Raw genomic sequence first — 15,786 nt, forward strand, 5'->3', positions numbered from 1 at the left:
GCCTCGATGTCATTCGCCAACCGACGGAGCATCTCCGGGATGTCCTGCAACTGGGCGGACGGTAGGACGTGAAGTTGGGCACTCATTGCCGATCCGACCTCACCAAGGCCTGCAGCCCTTTCACCTGGGCATCGCACTCGGCGGCGGCGCGAACAATTCGAGACGCACTCGCTGCTCGGTCGTCGGCGATTGCATCAGGCTGGCTGGCGGAGCTGGCAGCACCGGACAGACTGGCGGTGGCGGCGCAGGACGCCCAGCGCTGCTGCAGGCGGAGATTGCCCCCGCGCAGGTCAGCAACAACACGATCAGCAGCAGCCTGGGCTGCCGCCTTCCCTTCTTCGTAGGCATTGGCGATCTCGTTTTGACGGTTGGCTGCCGCCTGCTCGGCGGCACGGGCTTTCTGCTGGGCGGCAATCACGTCGTTGGCCTGCTCAAGCGTCTGCTTGGCCCACGCGGCTCGCTCATCGGACAGTGTCTCGCGGGCCTCGGCCAACGCGCAGGACCGTTGCCCAAGGCAGATCAGCGCGACAGCCAGCAGGCCGGCCCACACCGCGGCACGGACCCCGCCGATAAGCTGGATCGCCGCAGCCAAGCTCATGGCAACTCTCGGATGTCACGGCGCAACCAGCGGCGCCAAGGCGCGAACGTGCCAAACGTCCCGAAGATGCCCGCGATGCTCCACATGAGAACGCAGCCGCGCCAGCTCAGGACGTTGCCGCCCAGAAGGCACACTGCGGCGATGTTCAGGCTGATAAGCGCTGTCGCAAGGAAGCAAACCCCCAGCACCATTTCGATGATGGCTCCGCGCCTAGGGAGCGAGCGGAGGTCGCGCACCTGGACATCGTTGATACCAGCCACGGCTGTCACGAAGATCACGGTGAGCGCAGGAACGGACAGCAAGGACCACAGTGATATGTTCATTGTGGGTCGTTTCCCTTCTGAGGCAGAAAACGGCGCAGGTACTGCTTGACTCCTGGCCCGACTGCCCGGATTAGCTCAGGCCCCCAATTCTGAGCGGTGAATGCCAGCGCCATGCCAGCGGTCGATTGAATCCCCGTGCTACTCCACTGGTAATGCGCCAGTTCCGGCACCAGCACGACGGCCGACAGGGCCATCACAGTGGAGGTGAGAAACGTGATTGCCAAGTTGCTACGCTTGTCGTGGTAGCTGTTCCAGGCTCCAACCAGTGCGCCAGCCACAACCATCAGCAGCACTGGCAGCGAGAAACCGAAGTTCTCGGCCATGTGCTGGATCGACAGGTATTCCCATGTCTGCGGAGCCTGTACGAGCTGTGGCGAGGCTGGAGCCTCGGTAACAGCCACGGCCGCCATAGCCAGCAGAATGGAGTGCCGGATCACGCTAGCGCCTTCAAAGCCCTGGCGTAGCGCGCATTGCGGTCTGCCGCGCCGATGTTGCCTCCGTTGACGCGCTTGGTGATGCCGGCGAAGTCGCCACGGTCTGCCAAGGTGTTCAGGTCGTGATCGTTCCAATACGCCCCAGCGCTCATGGCAGCCCACTGGGTGGATTCCAGCAACTCCGGGTGTGCAACGAAGTCTGGAGCTGTCGGGATCTTCTCCCTCACCAGCTCCGTGATTGCCTCGTAGTTCGCCAATCCAGTGACTTGGATCCAGCCCCGGCCGATGTACCGCCAGCCGTCGCCGGGGTTGCGGTTCCCCAACCTGCCGCCATAGACCGAATTGGCGATAAGCTCAGGTTTCCTCGCCAGCTGCTGGGCCAGCGCCGGGGTGAAGCGCTTGGGCCAGGTCGCCATCAACCCTTCGGCCGAGTAGTTCAGGTTCTCACGCGTTCTGGAGAAGCTGGCCGACTCATGTCCGCACTGGGCGATAAAGGCAGCCAGTCGCTCCCGGGTGTCGATCGAGTAGATCCGGCACACATCGCGCATCGGGCCTTCCAGCTTCTGCGCGAGGTCGGGCGCCACTCCGGCCGCCAGCTGGATTGTCTTGGCGGTCGGGAGCATTGGCGACTCGTGAAGGTGCCCCAGCCGGGCCACGGCCGGGGCGGGCTCACTGACGAGGGGAGGTGACAGCGGGCCGGAAACGAAAAGACCCCGGCTTTTGGCCGAGGTCAGAATGGGAGCCTGCCTAGAATTTCAGGTAATCAGTCTAGACTCAAGCGGCTTCGGCTGACTTCAGCGCGCCTGCTACGTACGCCTTCGCCTGCGCCAGGTGATCGTAGTAGCTCGCCCGGCTCAGGGTGATTCCGATGGCGCGTAGGTTCCGGAACCTAACCTCGAGCGGCGCGTTGGGCAGGAAGTAGTCGCAGCGCAGCACCCTGCCCTGCTTGAACCAGCCTTCGGCCTCCATCCGATTGACCACCTGCTCAATCTCGTCGGCCGCAGACCGAATGGGAACCGGGACATATCCCCGGCTGTCAGGGATGAATCCCTGATGCTCGATGATGGTCTGGAGCATATTCCGGCTGTGCCATCCAACGTGCTCATACTTACCGCCGCCGTACTCGTCGGCCCAACCCTTCAGCCTCGCCTCAAGCTCTGATCGCTGCATCTTTGCTCCCCTTCTGTTAAATTTCGACGAATACACCCTGGCGCCCCGGGTATCTCCAAACCGACACAGCGTGCCCGTTCCGCCGCATGCGCTCAGCGCACGCAAGCGCCAAGTCCAAGTCACACCACAGCAGGCCGCCCTCGACCTCGATGGCGCCGGGCCGGGCCTCGCACAAGCTCTCTCTCGGCCAGGTCTCAATGACCATTGGGGCACCCGCTCTCGTTTCCTGCGTTTGATTTCCCGCCGCATGAGCGCGGCCTCGCGTTGCAATTGCGATGCACGGACCCGGCCGGGGTGACCGCGCTGGTTGTGGCTGTACCGCTGCTGGGTGGCGTCGGCTTCCATCTGGGTGAGCTTGGCCATCATCAGCAGGCGGTCGTGGTCCATGGAGCTAAGTCCCATTGCCGTACCTCAGCTCTAAGAGAAGCTGCAGCTCATGGATTGCCTTCTCGATGTCCTGGCGCCCCTTCCCGGTGGGCCTGGCATGCCTGGTAACCCGCTTCACAACACAGCCCTCAAGGAACCCGAGCTTGTTTGCCTCGATGTATTCCACCGGCTGAATCTGACCCTCTCGGTAATGGCTTCCGCCTACCTGAGTTGTGAGCGCCGAGATGGTTTGAGCGTGCATTCCCGCCGTGCTCACAAGTCGCCCCCCGGTCCACCCGTGATCCTCACGACCACCTGGCCGCCCTTGCGGGCCTCGGTCTTCACGTAGGGGTGGCTGACGAATCGCTTGTCGTCGATCAGCAGGGCGTCGGCGATCCCATCCCGGTACGCCTTACACCGCGACAGCATGTTGTCGTCGTCTGGCAGGCGCTTGGTCGGTGGGTAGAAGTCGATCCAGAGGTGTAGTCGCCCCTGCGGCAGCTCCAGCGCCGGCCAGCCTGCAGCCTTGGCCAGGCAGTAGGCCTGCTCTCGGGAAGATTTGACGGCCCTGGCTTTCCTTGCCCAGTGGACTCTGGCATTTGGGGAAAGATCCTTGCTCGGCCAGGGGAGGATCAGCTCCTTCATGCCGCCCTCCCGGGGCTTCCCGATGGAAGGTAGTTGACAACTAGGCAACTGTTGCCTATATTGACCCCACACCGCACAGGCCGACTTGGCTTACTAGGGAAAGAAACATGGAACTTTTCCACGGCAGCTCTGACGCGATCACTGAGATTCGGGCCGACGGCTTGTTCGGAGGGATCTTCGGCTCCTCCGAGGCCTCGGCTCGCAGCCATGGCGAAGTGCTTCACATCATTGAGTCTCCGAAGCCGCTGACCGACTTCGAGTTGAACTATGTGGTTGAAGGTGCGTATGAGATCGCCCTGGAACTTGCTGATGGAGATGAGCAGGTCGCGGACGCGATCATGTCTAAGGGTTGCGAGTCGCTGGAAGACTGCGATGCCGAAGATGCGGCCGAACAGGGCTGGGAGTTCCAGCGCCTTCGCGGCGTCCTCGCTTCTCGTTTGGGCTACACGAGCGTCGAAATGCTCGATGAGCATGGCACCACCTGGCTTTGCCTGCCGGGCTGCACCGTGAGGACTGCATGAGCCCGGATGCAAGGCTGCACGACCCGCGGCCCGCCTACCTTCGGGGGCTACTGGATAAAGCTGGCGTGTCGCAGCGCGAGGCTGCGCGCCGGCTCGGGATTTCCGAACGCATGATGCGCTATTACCTGGCCGACGAAACGTCGGACGGCCATCGCGCTGCGCCGTATGTCGTGCAATTCGCGATTGAGCAGCTTGCATTGTAGTCATCCGTACACGCGCCTCAGGGTCTCGTTGAGCGCCTTGATCTCGTTCAGCTTGTGGATGCGCCACAGGGTCTTGTCACCGTGGATGCCGTTCGGGCCGGTATGACAGTCGGGGCACAAACCGATGGAGGTCCACCACAGGCCCTGCTCGATCTCGTGGGCATGCACGAAGCCGGCCGCACCGCAGCAGGCGCAGCCCGACTCCTTGACAAGCTCCACGTGCCGGCGCTCTGCCTGGGACATGGCCCGCTTATTTGGGCTCCACATCGGTCCTCCAGGCATTGCCATTGATGATCCGACACACAACGCTCTGACTAAGCCCCACAAGATCAGCGATATCTCTTTGTCGGTAGCCTTTGCGGCTCAGAAATCTGATCTGCTCGGCCGTTTTGATTGAGCATTTGACAAAGCTGCGGTTACGCTGCTGATCGAGGATGTGGGCCCATCTACAGTTGGTGGGTTCGTAATCCCCGTTCGAGTCAATCCGATCAAGGGTCAGTCCTTCGGGGCGCAATCCCATGTCTGCTACGAAATTCTCGATCCTTAACCACCTATCGCACACGCTTATGCCTTTGCCACCATAGGTTCTGAACGAGATATTTCTGGGGTTGATGCATCGGTCTATCATCGAGTACCACGTGCGATAGGTGGGCGTTCCCCCAAGCCCATGAGCCACTCTCCGATTTCTTGATGTTGGCCTTTGCATATTCATCAGCTGGCCCTCCGGTGCGCTTCTTCCTCGACCCACGGCTCGGCGATGAACACCCCGGCGTGCGCGGCAATGCGGTGAACGGTCTCTACGAACTTGGCGAACTCGGCCTTGCTCAGCACCGCCCGCTTGCCGTGCTCGTCGGTCGTTGTAGTCCGGAATGGCTTGGACTCGATGCCATCCTGGTTGCGCGGGGTCTTTGGCACCTTCACGTCCACCCACCCGAAGTGGCGCCCGAGCATGTACTCGTGGATGTCCTCAACGGTGTAGCCCATCGCCTCGGCCACCGGCGGGTAGCAGGCGCCGAATAGATACCGGTTCTGTTGGCTGGTCCGGCCGCTCTTGAGCGGGCCGCAGCTCAGGTCCAGGGGCAGCTTCTGGCCTCGGACAAAGGCGATCCAGCGCTGTAGCTCCATCTCGTTGCGGATGGCGGTCACGCCCCTCTCCCCTCAGCACGTTGCATGGCGCTCTCTGCGCTCGGGCAGATCGCGATTAGTCGGTTTCGGTTGAACAGCCGGTAGCACGTCCCAGCGATGAACCAGCCCTTGTGGATCGACCAAGGCGGGCTCTCCAGCGTGTCGGCGGTTGGGCGGGTCCAGGTCATGCGGCCTCCTTCGCGGAAATCTCGGCGAGCGCAGCGGCATACTCGGCCGGGTGCTGGTCGATCAGCCGGAACGGCGTCTTCTCGGTAGGGAGCCAGAATCCGGCTTCTGGAGCCCGGACAAGCCACTGCTGCGTCCACGTGCTCGGGCTGATGCCTTGGGTGGCGATCTGCTTCGAGGTGATACGGCCGTGGAGCTTCAGCAGGGCCAGCACGCGGAGCGCCCCGGCTTTCCATGGTGTCCACCGCACAGGCGCAGGCACGCCAGCGGGAACGTTCGGCACAAGATCGGGCAATGCGCAACGCTGAGTGGGGTTCCAGTCGTACAACACATGCCCCAAGGCAACCTCCCGCCATTGGCGGCCGTGCTCGGATGCCGACGCCTCGTAGTGCAACTCGTCGGCGACGTTGAAGTGAGGCTCCTCTCCTCCGTGCGCGCGCGGCGCCCAAACCGTCACGCCCAGCATCTTCAACATGCGCGCGATTCCGGCGCTGGCGTCAGTGATGCAGGCCACGATCACCACCCGATGATCTGGCCCCTCTTGACCATAGACGGCCGCGTAATCGCTCGGCAGGATCTGGTCAGCTACCTTGGCGTTGAGCTGCAGCTTGGCCTCGACGCCGATCTGCCGGCCGTTCGTATGCGCGACCAGGATGTCGAAGCCGGCGGTCTCCGGGTAGCACGTCCACCCGCCGATGGCATGCATGTCTCGCATGAACAGGTCGCAGAGAGATGCCTCCGTGGGGAAGCGCGCCTTGGCATCAGATGGCTTCACGCCGCCAACTCCCTCAGCGCCTCGCGCCCATTGCCCATGTCCTCGAACGCCATCGTCTCGGCGACGAAGCGCACTTTCTTGTAGCCAGTCGGCCCGTGCCGGTTCTTCTCGATCAGGATTTCGGCGATGCCGGTTTCCTGCGAGTCGCGGTTGTAGACCTCATCCCGATAGAGCATCAGGATCTGGTCGGCCTCGCGGGTTAGCTCATCGCTGTTGGCTAGATCGCCTGCGTTTGGACGCTTGTCCACGCGCGTATCCACGCCCTTCACCACCTGGGCCAGCGCGACGACGGGCACCTGCAGGTCCCGCGCGAGGTTCTTGAGCCCACGCGCGACCTGAGATACTTCCGTGATGCGGTCAGCCCGCGGCACCGTGATGCGCTGTGCGTAGTCGATGAACAGGATCTCGACGCCATGCGCGTGCTTCCACTTGCGCGCCACGCCGACGAGCTCGTCCAAGGTCACGGCGGAACGGTCGTAGATCCACATCTGGCGTCCCATGGCGCCACCGATGCCAGCCGACAGCTTCGCCCAGTCCTCGTCCTGCACCCGCCCGGAGCGCATGGCCGTGGCCGACACGCGCGAGGCCAGGGCGGCACGGCGCAAGCCGATCTGAGCCGCCGGCTGTTCGGCGCTGAACACCCCGACCCGCTTGCCGGCAGCTGCTGCAGCCTCAGCCAGGCCGAGCATGAAGGCCGTCTTCCCCATCGCTGGACGGCCACCGACGATGGTCAGGTCGGAGTCGTGCCAGCCGCCCAGGATCTCGTCCAGCTCGCGCAGACCCGTCGTAATGCCCGGCAGCACCCCGCCGTTGCGGAACGCGTTGTCGGTGATCTGGAAGGCCATGTTGAGGATCTGCTTGCCGGTGAACTCGTGCTCGGTCACCTCGGCGTTGAGCGACAACAGCGCGGAGATGGCGGCGTTCACCGACTCCGGGTCGCGCTCCTTCGCCCCCATCAGCAGGCGCTGCCCGATCCCTGCCGCCTCGCGCATCCGCCAGTTCTCGCGCACCAGCTCGGCGTAGGCCGTCACGGACGATCCGGTCGTCGCGTTGGTCGCCAGGGCCAGCACGAAGTCGGCATCGTCCGGGATCGCGTCCATCAGCGTCACCGGGTCCGCCGGCTCACCGGCCAGCACCGCGTCCCGGATCGCGGACCACAGGCGCTGACGCTGCGGGCTGGTGAACTGCTCGGCGGTCAGCAGGGCGGCGATGTCGTGGAAGGCTTCGTTGCGGGCCATCACGCCAGCCAGGACCGCCTCTTCGGCGTGGGCAGGGTTCTGGCTCACAGGGCGCGCCTCCCGCCGCCTGGGCGCTGCTCCATCGGCACGACGTTGCCCGTGTCCGGCGGCAGCTTCGCCCAGTTCTCCCGGATGGCCTCCATGAAGGCCGAGTCCCAGTCGGCGTAGGTGTAGCCCTTCGCCGTGGCCTTGGCCCGGAAGGACTCCAGGTGCTGCTCAAGCCGCGCGTGCCCCTTCTCGGCTGCCCAAGACCGGACCCGATCCGAGATCGTGAACCCCTGGGGCAAAGCCGTTTTCGAGGGTGCGCGCTTGCGCGTCGCGTCACCTGACGCGTCTTCCCTTCCTTCCCTTCCTTTCCCTTCCTTTCCTACCTGCGTGTCAGAGACAGTGGATTCACCGTCAGTGACGCGTGCTCGACGCGTGCTCGACGCGTCAGATTTGGGCTCAGGCAGTTCGGATTTCGCCTCCCTGGGGTTTACATGCTGGTGCGAGGTGAAGCTGGGGATGTACGCGAGGCCATCCCCGTACAGGACGACAAGGCCCGACTGCAGCAGCTCGCCAGCAAGGGCTGAGATGTCGCAGTCGTCCGCGGGCAGATAGCGCATCTTGAAGGTCCGGGGCTTCCAGGACAGGCGACCCTCCCTGTCCGCTTCGCACCACAGGCCGATGTAGAGAAGGCGCGCGAACGGCGACAGAGAGACGATGTCCTCGCTGGTGAAGAACTCGGGCTTGATAGTGCGGATGCGGGCCACCTCAGCCCTCCAGGTCCAGTTGCGGCGTCGGCGCCCTACGCGCTTCGGCGCGGGCCATCTCGTCAGCGCGCAGGCGGTCGTACTCGCGTAGCTCGTCCTCGCTCAGCGGCGGGGCATAGAGCGCCGCAAGGGCCTTGACGCACTGCTCGGCTTGCCCGGGCTTCATGCAGCCCTCCCCGGCCCATTCGGGCGCGTCGGCTGGGGGTTGGGCAGGCGCCTGGCGCGCGGGAACTGGATCACGTTGGAGCGTGGCAACTGGAGGCGCTTCGCGGCCTCGAACGCCTCGTCGCGCATGATCTTCATGGCCTGCTCGTACTCGGATTGGTTCACGCCACGGCTCCCATCGCGATGGCCGCGATCTCATTGATCCGGTCGTTCTCGCAGCGGATGCCGGACGCCTCACGCATGGCCCGGCGCATGGCGATGTACTGCTGCACCAGTTGCGTGCCCGTCGCGTTGCAGAAGGCCCGCACGCGGCCGCCTGGGATGCCTTCCCGGACCCACTTAGAGATGGCCTGCTTGCTCACGCCCATCCGGGACGCGATCTCCTTCTGGCTCAGCTTCGACATGCGGATCGAGACCAGCACCGCGTCCCTCTCGCTGTTGCACAAGCGCAGCACGTCGAACGGCGCCAGCTTGGGCGTCGGAACCCCTTCGATGCGGGCCGGCAAAAGGCCGGTCAACTGCGGTCTACCTGCGTCCACTACGGTCAACCTTCTTGAAAGTGCGAAAAAAAGGACCTCGCCCCGAAGGACAGGCCCATGGATTGCTTACGGTTTGAAACGCCCGCGAACGTCACCACGCTCGTGTGGCTGTGCGGGCAGGTGTTCGCGATCAGATGGATCGACGGCGTGTGCTGCTACCGAAGGGTTGGGCGCTGAGTGGCCTCCCCACTGGTCAGCCATGGCCTCGGCGATGCCTCGATACGTGGCGCTGCGCTCACGGGCACGGTTTTCACCTGGCGGCATCCTGTGAACGCGCGCCTCCCGTCCTGCGACAAACTCGGTCGGGACCAGCTTCGGCAGGCGCTGCAACCACAGGCATGTGGCCTTGGTTTCGCCATGGCCGAACTGCCACGGCTGAATGATCTGGTCCGGCTTGCGGAACAGGTTCGACAGGATGCCAATCGGCTGTTCCGCGGCCATCTTGTCAACGTGCCGTTCGCCGTGGCGCCACAACTCCATGAAGAAGCTGATGCCGGCCTGCTGGCGACCATCCAGCCGTTTGGCGGCGAAATGCTTCGCCCCGCTGACGCACACATGGGTGCATGGCGCATGGAAGATCAGCAGATCCCAGCAGGCGTGGAGCACGTCGCGCACGTCGCCTTGGTAGTGAGGGCCGGGACGGCGGGTGGGCAGGAGGTCGCAGGACATCGCGTCATGCCCGCGGGCGATGAACGCGTCGCGCACCTCGCCAGATTCTTCGCAGGCGACAAGGACGCGCATCTACGCCGCCTCCCCCTTCGGGGCCGGGGCGGGGCCGAAGACGTCCTGCCGGCGCAAGCGGATGACCTCGGGGATCCCCCGGGTTGTCCAGTTGTGCACTCGCTGGAGAGATCCCTTACCCTCGAAACCCAGCAGCTTGGCCACGGCGGCGGGGCCGCCCAGGCGCTGAATCAGTTCGGCGTCGTCGTGGTTGGCGTTCATGGCCGCGAGTAAACTTTATGTTGACCCTGAAGTCAACCTTCTGTTTATTGCCCCCGACGAACGGTCAACTCAGCATGTCGGGATGGCTGACATCACCGCCCTCGAAGCGTTCCAGGCCCGCATGGATGAGGCAGTTCAGGCGGTGGCCGACGGCAACCGCACCCGTTTCGCTGAACTCATCGGCGCGACAGAGAACCCGAAGCAGGTTGGAAAGCAGTGGCACAGCCGCGGCACGATTCCGGCGAAGTACGCGCGCGCGCTCCAGGCGCTCGGCCTGTCGATCGACTACATCAACCACGGCGAAGGAAAATTGCTTAGCGACGCTTCCCCGGCGTCTCAACCTGGGGGACTGGATGTCCCCAGACTCACCCTCATGATCGAATGCCTGGAAGGTGCATTGCTCGACGCCAAGCGCGAGCTGGACCCGGCCCGCAAAGCGAGGATCGTCTCGCTGATCTATGCGGACCCAGGCATCGGCAACACGCGAGAGGCGGTGCAATCCGCTCTGCGCGTCGCTTTCATGGCCATGGGATGAGAGAGATGAATGAGTTCTTGCGTGAGGAAATTGCCGCCATCCTGGCGGAGGCGCCCGTGCCAGTTGTGGGCGTCGATCCTGGCCTATCTCCTCTGGACACGTCGCCGCGGGCGAGGAAGATCCGAACCATCATGCGTATCGCCGTCCAATACGGGTGGCCTGACGCCGTGCCACATTTTTTGGATACCAAGCGCGTGGGATCGATCTTGGATCTGACGCCGCCGCAGCTCGACGATTTGATGGCGAGGATGGAGGGATACGTGGACGCGGCCGAAACGGGCTGCAGCCTTCCGGACTGCCTGTCGGCCTGCTAGCCGATCACCCACCAAGCAAGCATTAGGAATAGCCCATGAAACGGATTTTGATTTGCGGAGCACTGCTCGCCATCGCCCCAGAGGTGACTGCGGGTAAGCCTCAGATCACCCCCATCTCGCGCGATACCTACATGGCCGTGGTCGAGAATCACGCCGGCATCTTCGGAAGCGAATCGACCACGAAGCGGAAGGCGTTGGAGGCGGCCAACGCGTTTGCGCAGTCCAAGGGCATGGAGATTCAGCCGGTGGCGATGGAGTACCGCGGCGCCGGCGGCCCAGGCCAGTGGCCAGCTGCCGAATACCAGTTCCGGCTGGTCCCGCCTGGCGCTGGCTCCCCGGTGGGCCTCAAGCGACGCGCCGATGTCGAGGTCTCTGCGCAAGGGAGCGCGCCTGCTCCTCAGCCTTCTGCTGCAGAGAAGCCGGACCTCTATACGGAACTCATGAAGCTGGACGACCTGCGCAAGCGCGGAATCTTGAGCGATGCGGAGTTCGAACAGCAGAAGGCGATCCTCCTCGCGCACCCCTGAGGCCCCTCCTTCGCTCCACGTCCATTGTGGATAACTACCGTTCGTCGGCTTGTTGACCTATTGGTAAACTTCATGTTGACCAGTTGGTCAACTTGATGTTTACTGACTCCCGTCAGCCCACCAGGGCCTATCGGACGGGAACATGGACATCCAGCTCAGCTACAAGAACGATCCGGCACTGAAGGCGCTGCACGTCGCCCAGGCCGAGAGCCACGCCGCGCAGGACATGTTGCTGGCGGGAACCTACGGTGAAATGGACGGCGGTCAGTTCCGGGGCTGCTCGGTCGGCTGTTTCGCTCACGAGATCGATCCGGAATGCGATGAAGACTTCCATGAAGTCGTAGCCGACGCTCGCGGCCTGCCGGAGTGGCTGGTCCGGTTGCAGGACTCGATATTCGAGGGCCTACCCGCTGACGAGCGCCCCTCGTTCCACGTCGAGCTGGCAAGGCGCATCCCGGTCGGCGTTAACCCCGCCCCCCTCCCTCATCTGATCGCCATTTCCCGGATTGATCGGATGCTTGTGACCCAGCGTGCGGCGCTTGAGGCCAAGCACCCGGAGCAGGTCCACGATTCCATCGTACAAGTCGTAACGGCCCTGGAAATCGGTCGTCGTGCTCACGAAGCGGCGGCCGGCGGCAACAGTTGCGAGCTGTCGGCGGCGGAGTCGGCGGAGTCGGCGGAGTCGGCGGCGTCGGCGGCGTGGGCGGCGGGGTCGGCGGCGAGGGCGGCGAGGGCGGCGGCGGAGTCGGCGTGGGCGGCGAGGGCGGCGGCGGAGTCGGCGTGGGCGGCGAGGGCGGCGGCGAGGGCGGCGGCGGAGTCGGCGGAGTCGGCGGCGTGGGCGGCGGGGTCGGCGGCGAGGGCGGCGGCGGAGTCGGCGGCGGAGTCGGCGGCGGAGTCGGCGGCGGAGTCGGCGGCGTGGGCGGCGAGGGCGGCGGGGTCGGCGGGGTCGGCGGGGTCGGCGGCGTGGGCGGCGTGGGCGGCGGCGTGGATCGCTGAACGCGACGCCCTGTTCGCATGCCTGGACAAGCTCGGCGGTGCCCTGTGACCGCCCTGCGCACCTCCCGTGCCGAATGGGCTGCGGCTGCGGTGATCTTCTGCGGCGGCCTGGTCGTCGGCGCCGTGCTGATGCTGGTCTACCTGCTGTGGGGGGTGTGAGATGGCCCTCAACTACGCGCGCATGCCGGGGTTTGGCGACCTGTCTGGCGACAGCCGGCATCCGAATAGCCCGGACTACGTAGAGCCTGCGTTCGGCCTCGATGACGCCGCCGAGAACGTAGCTGGCGAGCTGTACGCCAACGATGAAGCTGGGCGGCTGGTGGATGAGGTAGCCGACGCTGCCGGCCTCCTGCGATGGATTAGCCACAACACCGAAGTACCGCCGGAGTTCCGCATGGAGTTCCGCTTCCTGATCGAACAGGCCGAACGCTTGGAGCGGATGCGCGATGCCGAGTACGCGGCGCTCAACGGAGAGCCGGCATGAACGCGCATACGCCTGGGCCTTGGTTCGCGGATGCCAAGGGCTATATCTGGCGCCGGGATCCGGCCGAGCTTTATCAGAACGGCGGGAGTGTCGCTGGTGACAAGCCGCTGGCAGAGGCATTCAAGGGTTGGCATGGCGCTGACCAGCAGGGCTACCCGGTCGAAGCCAACGCCCACCTGATCGCCGCCGCGCCGAAATTCTTCGCGGGCGCGGAAGAATTTATTGCCTACGAATCCTCCGTGAAGTCAGGCGACGACACGATGGCGATGGTCCACTTCGCTCTGGCATCGAAGCTGCTCCGTGAAGCTTATGACGCCGCCACCGGAGCCCAGCCATGACCGCGCCTGTCGCTGTCCTGGCCCTGATTGATCGCGAGATCGCCCGAGCAGGTGGTCACTACTACTCCGATGGGCGAGACCTGATTGCGGCACGCGCTGCCATGGCCGAGCTGATCAAAATCGGGCGGGAAGTCGAGCAAGCCGACTCGGATGGAACGACCACTGACGAGCTGATGGATCGGTTTCGCGCCGCCCTCGCCCGCGTCGGAGCCACCCCATGAAGAACGACGACATCGAATCGTACCTGTACGAACAGGAGTGCGAGGTGTGGATCGGCCTGCTGTTCGGCGCGGTGCTGGGCTTCATCGCGGGGGTGATCTGTGTCTGACCGATCCCTCCGCCGCGCAACCCGCATCTGCTGGGTGGTGCTGATCGCATTCGGCGGCTACGCGATCCCGCACCGTTTCCACGAAATCTACACCTGCGGCTGGGAGTGCCCGGCCCCTCTGATTGCAAAGGAATTGAGATGAGCGTCGAAGACGAATTGAAGCGATACGCGAGCGGGAAGATCGTTCAGTACGCAACCTATGAAAGCGAGGATGAGTCCGTTTCACTGGTGACAACCATCGAGCTGACGGACTTCCTGGATGGATTAATCGAACTCGCATTCGATATGGCGCCCGGCCGCAAACGCACCTACGTGAGCATGCGCGCCGAGGACCTTCGCCGATTCTTGAAGCAGTGCCAGCCATGACCCCCGACCCCGACGCCTACCTGTTCGACGAGCTGGACTTTGATCGCGTGTTCGGCGACATCCCGATGCCGGAGCCGCTGGCAGAACCTGAGGAAATGGAATGAACAAGTACCTGATTCGATGCTCCACATGGAGTTCATGGCCGGGTGGCGCACCTCGTCTCCGCTTCTACTTCAAGACAAAGAAGGAAGCGCTCCAGTGGAAGCGTGAGCACCCCTTCGTCAAAGCCGGAATCCACAAGCTATAACGACTACGGAGAGGAATGCGCAGGTGGTGACTGCGCAGGGATCGCAGTTCGGCGGACAACCACTAATGAGGCCCGCAAGCAGGAGATTCACCGCCTGCCCTCTCCACCCATCCCACGCCAGCCGACGGCGCCTGTGCCGGCACCTATACCCATACGCCGGCATCGCCGGCAGGAGTTCTTAGATGAATGCCAACGTTGTGCCATTCCAGCCTGCGGTCGAAGCCTACGGCGCCCGCTCGCTGACGGCCGCCGATGTGCGCGCGCAGGTCAACCTGATGCAGGACGTGATGGCCGAGGTGATGAAAGATGGCACCCACTACGGGACCATCCCCGGCACCAAGTCCAAGAGCCTGTACAAGGCCGGCGCCGAGAAGCTGATGGCGACCTTCCGCCTGGCGGCGAAGCCTGAGGTTGAGGACCTCTCGGCCCACGGCGAGATTGCCTACCGCGTGACTGTCAACCTGCTGTCGGCTAATGGCAACTTCATCGGCGCCGGGATCGGCGAGTGCAGCAGCGCGGAAGACAAGTACAGCTGGCGCGCAGCCGTGTGCGACGAGGAGTTCGACGAGACGCCCGAGAACAGGCGCCGAGTCAAGTTCAGTAAGTACCAAGGCAAGGTCGAGAAGAAGAAACAGGTCCGCACCAACCCCGCCGACGTTGCCAACACCATCCTCAAGATGGCCAAGAAGCGCGCCCAGGTGGATGCGGTGATCACGGCCACGGCGGCCTCCGACATCTTCACACAGGACATTGAGGACCTGCCGGATGAGGTGGTCGCGGAGATCGTCGGTAAGACGCCTGCGCGCGCTCAGGTGGTCACCTCGAATCAGCCGCCGCCGGTCGTGGAGAGCCCCGAGCGGGACGCGCTCTACGCCAGCCTGCAGGACATCGCGGAGGGCGGCCTCGAGGCTTACGCGCAGGCGTGGGGCAAGCTCAACAAGGAGCAGCGCGCCATGATCGGCCAGGCGGCCCACGAAGGTCTCAAGGCCAAGGCCGAGAGGGCTAGTGCGGAGGTGGTCAAGTGATCGTCATCCAGTGCGAGCAAGGCAGCCCCGAATGGCATCGCGCCAGGGCCGGGGTCATCACCGCTAGCATGTTCAGCACGGCTCGCCAGCGGCTCAAGTCCGGCCCCAACAAGGGCGAACTGTCTGAGGCCGCCAAGAACTACGCGTTCCGCCTTGCCGTGGAGCGCATCAACGGCGAGCCGTTGGACGAGGGTTTTGAGACCTACGCGATGCGCCGCGGCCACGAGCTGGAGCCAATGGCTCGAGCAGAACATGAGGTCCAGTCCGGCCTGATCGTTCAGCGAGCCGGCTTCATCACCAGCGATGACGGCGTGTTCGGCGCTTCTGCTGACGGCCTGATCGGAGAAAACAGCGGCTCGGAGTACAAGTGCTTCATCAACCCCGAGAAGCTGCGCGCCTTTCACATCGACAACGATGCCAGCGACGTGGCCGAACAGGTTCAGGGCTGCATGTGGCTTGCTGAGCGCGAGGAATGGCATGTCGGGCTGTACTGCCCTGCCCTTGTCCACTGCGGCCGGCACCTCTGGTGGAAGGTGTTCAAGCGCGACGACGAGTTCATCGCCGCGATGGAGAAGGATCTGCTGGACTTCGCCGAGGTGGTGAACGACTTCCACCACAAGCTGACCCTGCCGATGGCCGCCTGA

Annotated in this window: 28 protein-coding genes; 12 read left to right on the forward strand and 16 right to left on the reverse strand. The window is 64.2% G+C overall.

The features are described from left to right. Positions 1 to 82 precede the first annotated feature (82 nt). From WFQ05_RS12045 to WFQ05_RS12070, 6 genes are all read right to left on the reverse strand, one after another. Positions 83 to 598 (reverse strand): endopeptidase, encoded by a 516-nt coding sequence (locus WFQ05_RS12045; protein WP_337054004.1) that lies wholly within the window; start codon positions 596 to 598, stop codon positions 83 to 85. Then, on the reverse strand, positions 595 to 921 hold the full coding sequence (locus tag WFQ05_RS12050) for a holin (RefSeq protein WP_337054005.1): 327 nt from the start codon (positions 919 to 921) through the stop codon (positions 595 to 597). The genes WFQ05_RS12045 and WFQ05_RS12050 overlap by 4 nt, the downstream gene beginning before the upstream one ends. After that, entirely contained in the window at positions 918 to 1,358 is a 441-nt protein-coding gene (locus tag WFQ05_RS12055) for a hypothetical protein (RefSeq protein ID WP_337054006.1), read from the reverse strand. Before WFQ05_RS12055 ends, WFQ05_RS12050 begins: the two co-directional genes overlap by 4 nt. Next, entirely contained in the window at positions 1,355 to 1,978 is a 624-nt protein-coding gene (locus WFQ05_RS12060; RefSeq protein WP_337054007.1) for a glycoside hydrolase family 19 protein, read from the reverse strand. The genes WFQ05_RS12055 and WFQ05_RS12060 overlap by 4 nt, the downstream gene beginning before the upstream one ends. 151 nt (positions 1,979 to 2,129) lie before the next feature. Continuing rightward, positions 2,130 to 2,525, reverse strand: a complete 396-nt coding sequence (locus tag WFQ05_RS12065; protein WP_337054008.1) for a hypothetical protein — start codon at positions 2,523 to 2,525, stop codon at positions 2,130 to 2,132. Between the two features lie 639 nt (positions 2,526 to 3,164). Further along, positions 3,165 to 3,536 carry a hypothetical protein gene (locus WFQ05_RS12070; protein ID WP_337054009.1) on the reverse strand — a complete coding sequence of 124 codons (372 nt, stop codon included), beginning with the start codon at positions 3,534 to 3,536 and terminating at the stop codon, positions 3,165 to 3,167. A gap of 107 nt (positions 3,537 to 3,643) precedes the next feature. Here WFQ05_RS12070 and WFQ05_RS12075 point away from each other — a divergent pair, with 107 nt between their 5' ends. Together WFQ05_RS12075 and WFQ05_RS12080 are read left to right on the forward strand one after the other, a co-directional pair. Further along, positions 3,644 to 4,057 (forward strand): hypothetical protein, encoded by a 414-nt coding sequence (locus WFQ05_RS12075; RefSeq protein ID WP_337054010.1) that lies wholly within the window; start codon positions 3,644 to 3,646, stop codon positions 4,055 to 4,057. After that, positions 4,054 to 4,260: a hypothetical protein gene (locus tag WFQ05_RS12080; RefSeq protein WP_337054011.1), complete on the forward strand. Its 207-nt coding sequence runs from the start codon at positions 4,054 to 4,056 to the stop codon at positions 4,258 to 4,260. Before WFQ05_RS12075 ends, WFQ05_RS12080 begins: the two co-directional genes overlap by 4 nt. On the opposite strand, the gene WFQ05_RS12085 is transcribed toward WFQ05_RS12080, so the two are convergent. The 10 genes from WFQ05_RS12085 to WFQ05_RS12130 form a co-directional block, all read right to left on the reverse strand. Continuing rightward, complete coding sequence (locus tag WFQ05_RS12085) at positions 4,261 to 4,503, reverse strand: hypothetical protein (RefSeq protein WP_337054012.1); 243 nt, start codon at positions 4,501 to 4,503, stop codon at positions 4,261 to 4,263. It lies immediately after the preceding gene. Between the two features lie 468 nt (positions 4,504 to 4,971). Beyond that, a complete protein-coding gene (locus WFQ05_RS12090) occupies positions 4,972 to 5,406 on the reverse strand; it encodes a hypothetical protein (protein ID WP_337054013.1) in 435 nt (144 codons plus the stop codon). 163 nt (positions 5,407 to 5,569) lie between these two features. Further along, positions 5,570 to 6,346, reverse strand: coding sequence for a hypothetical protein (locus WFQ05_RS12095; protein WP_337054014.1), 777 nt, complete (start codon positions 6,344 to 6,346; stop codon positions 5,570 to 5,572). Further along, positions 6,343 to 7,632 (reverse strand): DnaB-like helicase C-terminal domain-containing protein, encoded by a 1,290-nt coding sequence (locus tag WFQ05_RS12100; protein WP_337054015.1) that lies wholly within the window; start codon positions 7,630 to 7,632, stop codon positions 6,343 to 6,345. The genes WFQ05_RS12095 and WFQ05_RS12100 overlap by 4 nt, the downstream gene beginning before the upstream one ends. After that, positions 7,629 to 8,336 (reverse strand): hypothetical protein, encoded by a 708-nt coding sequence (locus tag WFQ05_RS12105; protein WP_337054016.1) that lies wholly within the window; start codon positions 8,334 to 8,336, stop codon positions 7,629 to 7,631. Before WFQ05_RS12105 ends, WFQ05_RS12100 begins: the two co-directional genes overlap by 4 nt. Position 8,337: 1 nt before the next feature. Next, positions 8,338 to 8,502: a hypothetical protein gene (locus tag WFQ05_RS12110; protein ID WP_337054017.1), complete on the reverse strand. Its 165-nt coding sequence runs from the start codon at positions 8,500 to 8,502 to the stop codon at positions 8,338 to 8,340. Further along, positions 8,499 to 8,639: a hypothetical protein gene (locus WFQ05_RS12115; protein ID WP_337054018.1), complete on the reverse strand. Its 141-nt coding sequence runs from the start codon at positions 8,637 to 8,639 to the stop codon at positions 8,499 to 8,501. The genes WFQ05_RS12110 and WFQ05_RS12115 overlap by 4 nt, the downstream gene beginning before the upstream one ends. 23 nt (positions 8,640 to 8,662) lie before the next feature. Then, positions 8,663 to 9,019 carry a helix-turn-helix transcriptional regulator gene (locus WFQ05_RS12120; protein WP_337054019.1) on the reverse strand — a complete coding sequence of 119 codons (357 nt, stop codon included), beginning with the start codon at positions 9,017 to 9,019 and terminating at the stop codon, positions 8,663 to 8,665. Between the two features lie 87 nt (positions 9,020 to 9,106). Then, entirely contained in the window at positions 9,107 to 9,781 is a 675-nt protein-coding gene (locus tag WFQ05_RS12125) for a hypothetical protein (RefSeq protein WP_337054020.1), read from the reverse strand. Then, positions 9,782 to 9,982 (reverse strand): hypothetical protein, encoded by a 201-nt coding sequence (locus WFQ05_RS12130; RefSeq protein WP_337054021.1) that lies wholly within the window; start codon positions 9,980 to 9,982, stop codon positions 9,782 to 9,784. It abuts the gene before it with no gap. An 82-nt stretch (positions 9,983 to 10,064) separates the two neighbouring features. Between WFQ05_RS12130 and WFQ05_RS12135 the strand changes: the two genes are divergently transcribed. The 10 genes from WFQ05_RS12135 to WFQ05_RS12180 all read left to right on the forward strand — a co-directional run bounded on the left by WFQ05_RS12135 (position 10,065) and on the right by WFQ05_RS12180 (position 15,786). After that, positions 10,065 to 10,517, forward strand: coding sequence for a hypothetical protein (locus WFQ05_RS12135; RefSeq protein WP_337054022.1), 453 nt, complete (start codon positions 10,065 to 10,067; stop codon positions 10,515 to 10,517). A gap of 5 nt (positions 10,518 to 10,522) precedes the next feature. After that, on the forward strand, positions 10,523 to 10,831 hold the full coding sequence (locus tag WFQ05_RS12140; protein ID WP_337054023.1) for a hypothetical protein: 309 nt from the start codon (positions 10,523 to 10,525) through the stop codon (positions 10,829 to 10,831). A 35-nt stretch (positions 10,832 to 10,866) separates the two neighbouring features. Continuing rightward, complete coding sequence (locus WFQ05_RS12145) at positions 10,867 to 11,358, forward strand: SHOCT domain-containing protein (RefSeq protein ID WP_337054024.1); 492 nt, start codon at positions 10,867 to 10,869, stop codon at positions 11,356 to 11,358. 142 nt (positions 11,359 to 11,500) lie between these two features. Then, positions 11,501 to 12,403, forward strand: a complete 903-nt coding sequence (locus WFQ05_RS12150; protein ID WP_337054025.1) for a hypothetical protein — start codon at positions 11,501 to 11,503, stop codon at positions 12,401 to 12,403. Positions 12,404 to 12,514: 111 nt separating this feature from the next. After that, a complete protein-coding gene (locus WFQ05_RS12155; RefSeq protein ID WP_337054026.1) occupies positions 12,515 to 12,838 on the forward strand; it encodes a hypothetical protein in 324 nt (107 codons plus the stop codon). Next, the gene (locus WFQ05_RS12160; RefSeq protein ID WP_337054027.1) at positions 12,835 to 13,176 is read left to right on the forward strand and encodes a hypothetical protein; all 342 of its coding nucleotides are present in this window, start codon (positions 12,835 to 12,837) and stop codon (positions 13,174 to 13,176) included. Before WFQ05_RS12155 ends, WFQ05_RS12160 begins: the two co-directional genes overlap by 4 nt. Continuing rightward, positions 13,173 to 13,397 carry a hypothetical protein gene (locus tag WFQ05_RS12165; protein ID WP_337054028.1) on the forward strand — a complete coding sequence of 75 codons (225 nt, stop codon included), beginning with the start codon at positions 13,173 to 13,175 and terminating at the stop codon, positions 13,395 to 13,397. The genes WFQ05_RS12160 and WFQ05_RS12165 overlap by 4 nt, the downstream gene beginning before the upstream one ends. Before the next feature lie 245 nt (positions 13,398 to 13,642). Then, positions 13,643 to 13,870 carry a hypothetical protein gene (locus tag WFQ05_RS12170; protein ID WP_337054030.1) on the forward strand — a complete coding sequence of 76 codons (228 nt, stop codon included), beginning with the start codon at positions 13,643 to 13,645 and terminating at the stop codon, positions 13,868 to 13,870. 429 nt (positions 13,871 to 14,299) lie between these two features. Beyond that, complete coding sequence (locus tag WFQ05_RS12175; RefSeq protein WP_337054031.1) at positions 14,300 to 15,142, forward strand: hypothetical protein; 843 nt, start codon at positions 14,300 to 14,302, stop codon at positions 15,140 to 15,142. Then, positions 15,139 to 15,786 (forward strand): lambda exonuclease family protein, encoded by a 648-nt coding sequence (locus WFQ05_RS12180; RefSeq protein WP_337054032.1) that lies wholly within the window; start codon positions 15,139 to 15,141, stop codon positions 15,784 to 15,786. Before WFQ05_RS12175 ends, WFQ05_RS12180 begins: the two co-directional genes overlap by 4 nt.

It is taken from the genome of Pseudoxanthomonas sp. USHLN014 (genome assembly GCF_037153335.1).
Lineage (GTDB): Bacteria > Pseudomonadota > Gammaproteobacteria > Xanthomonadales > Xanthomonadaceae > Pseudoxanthomonas_A > Pseudoxanthomonas_A winnipegensis.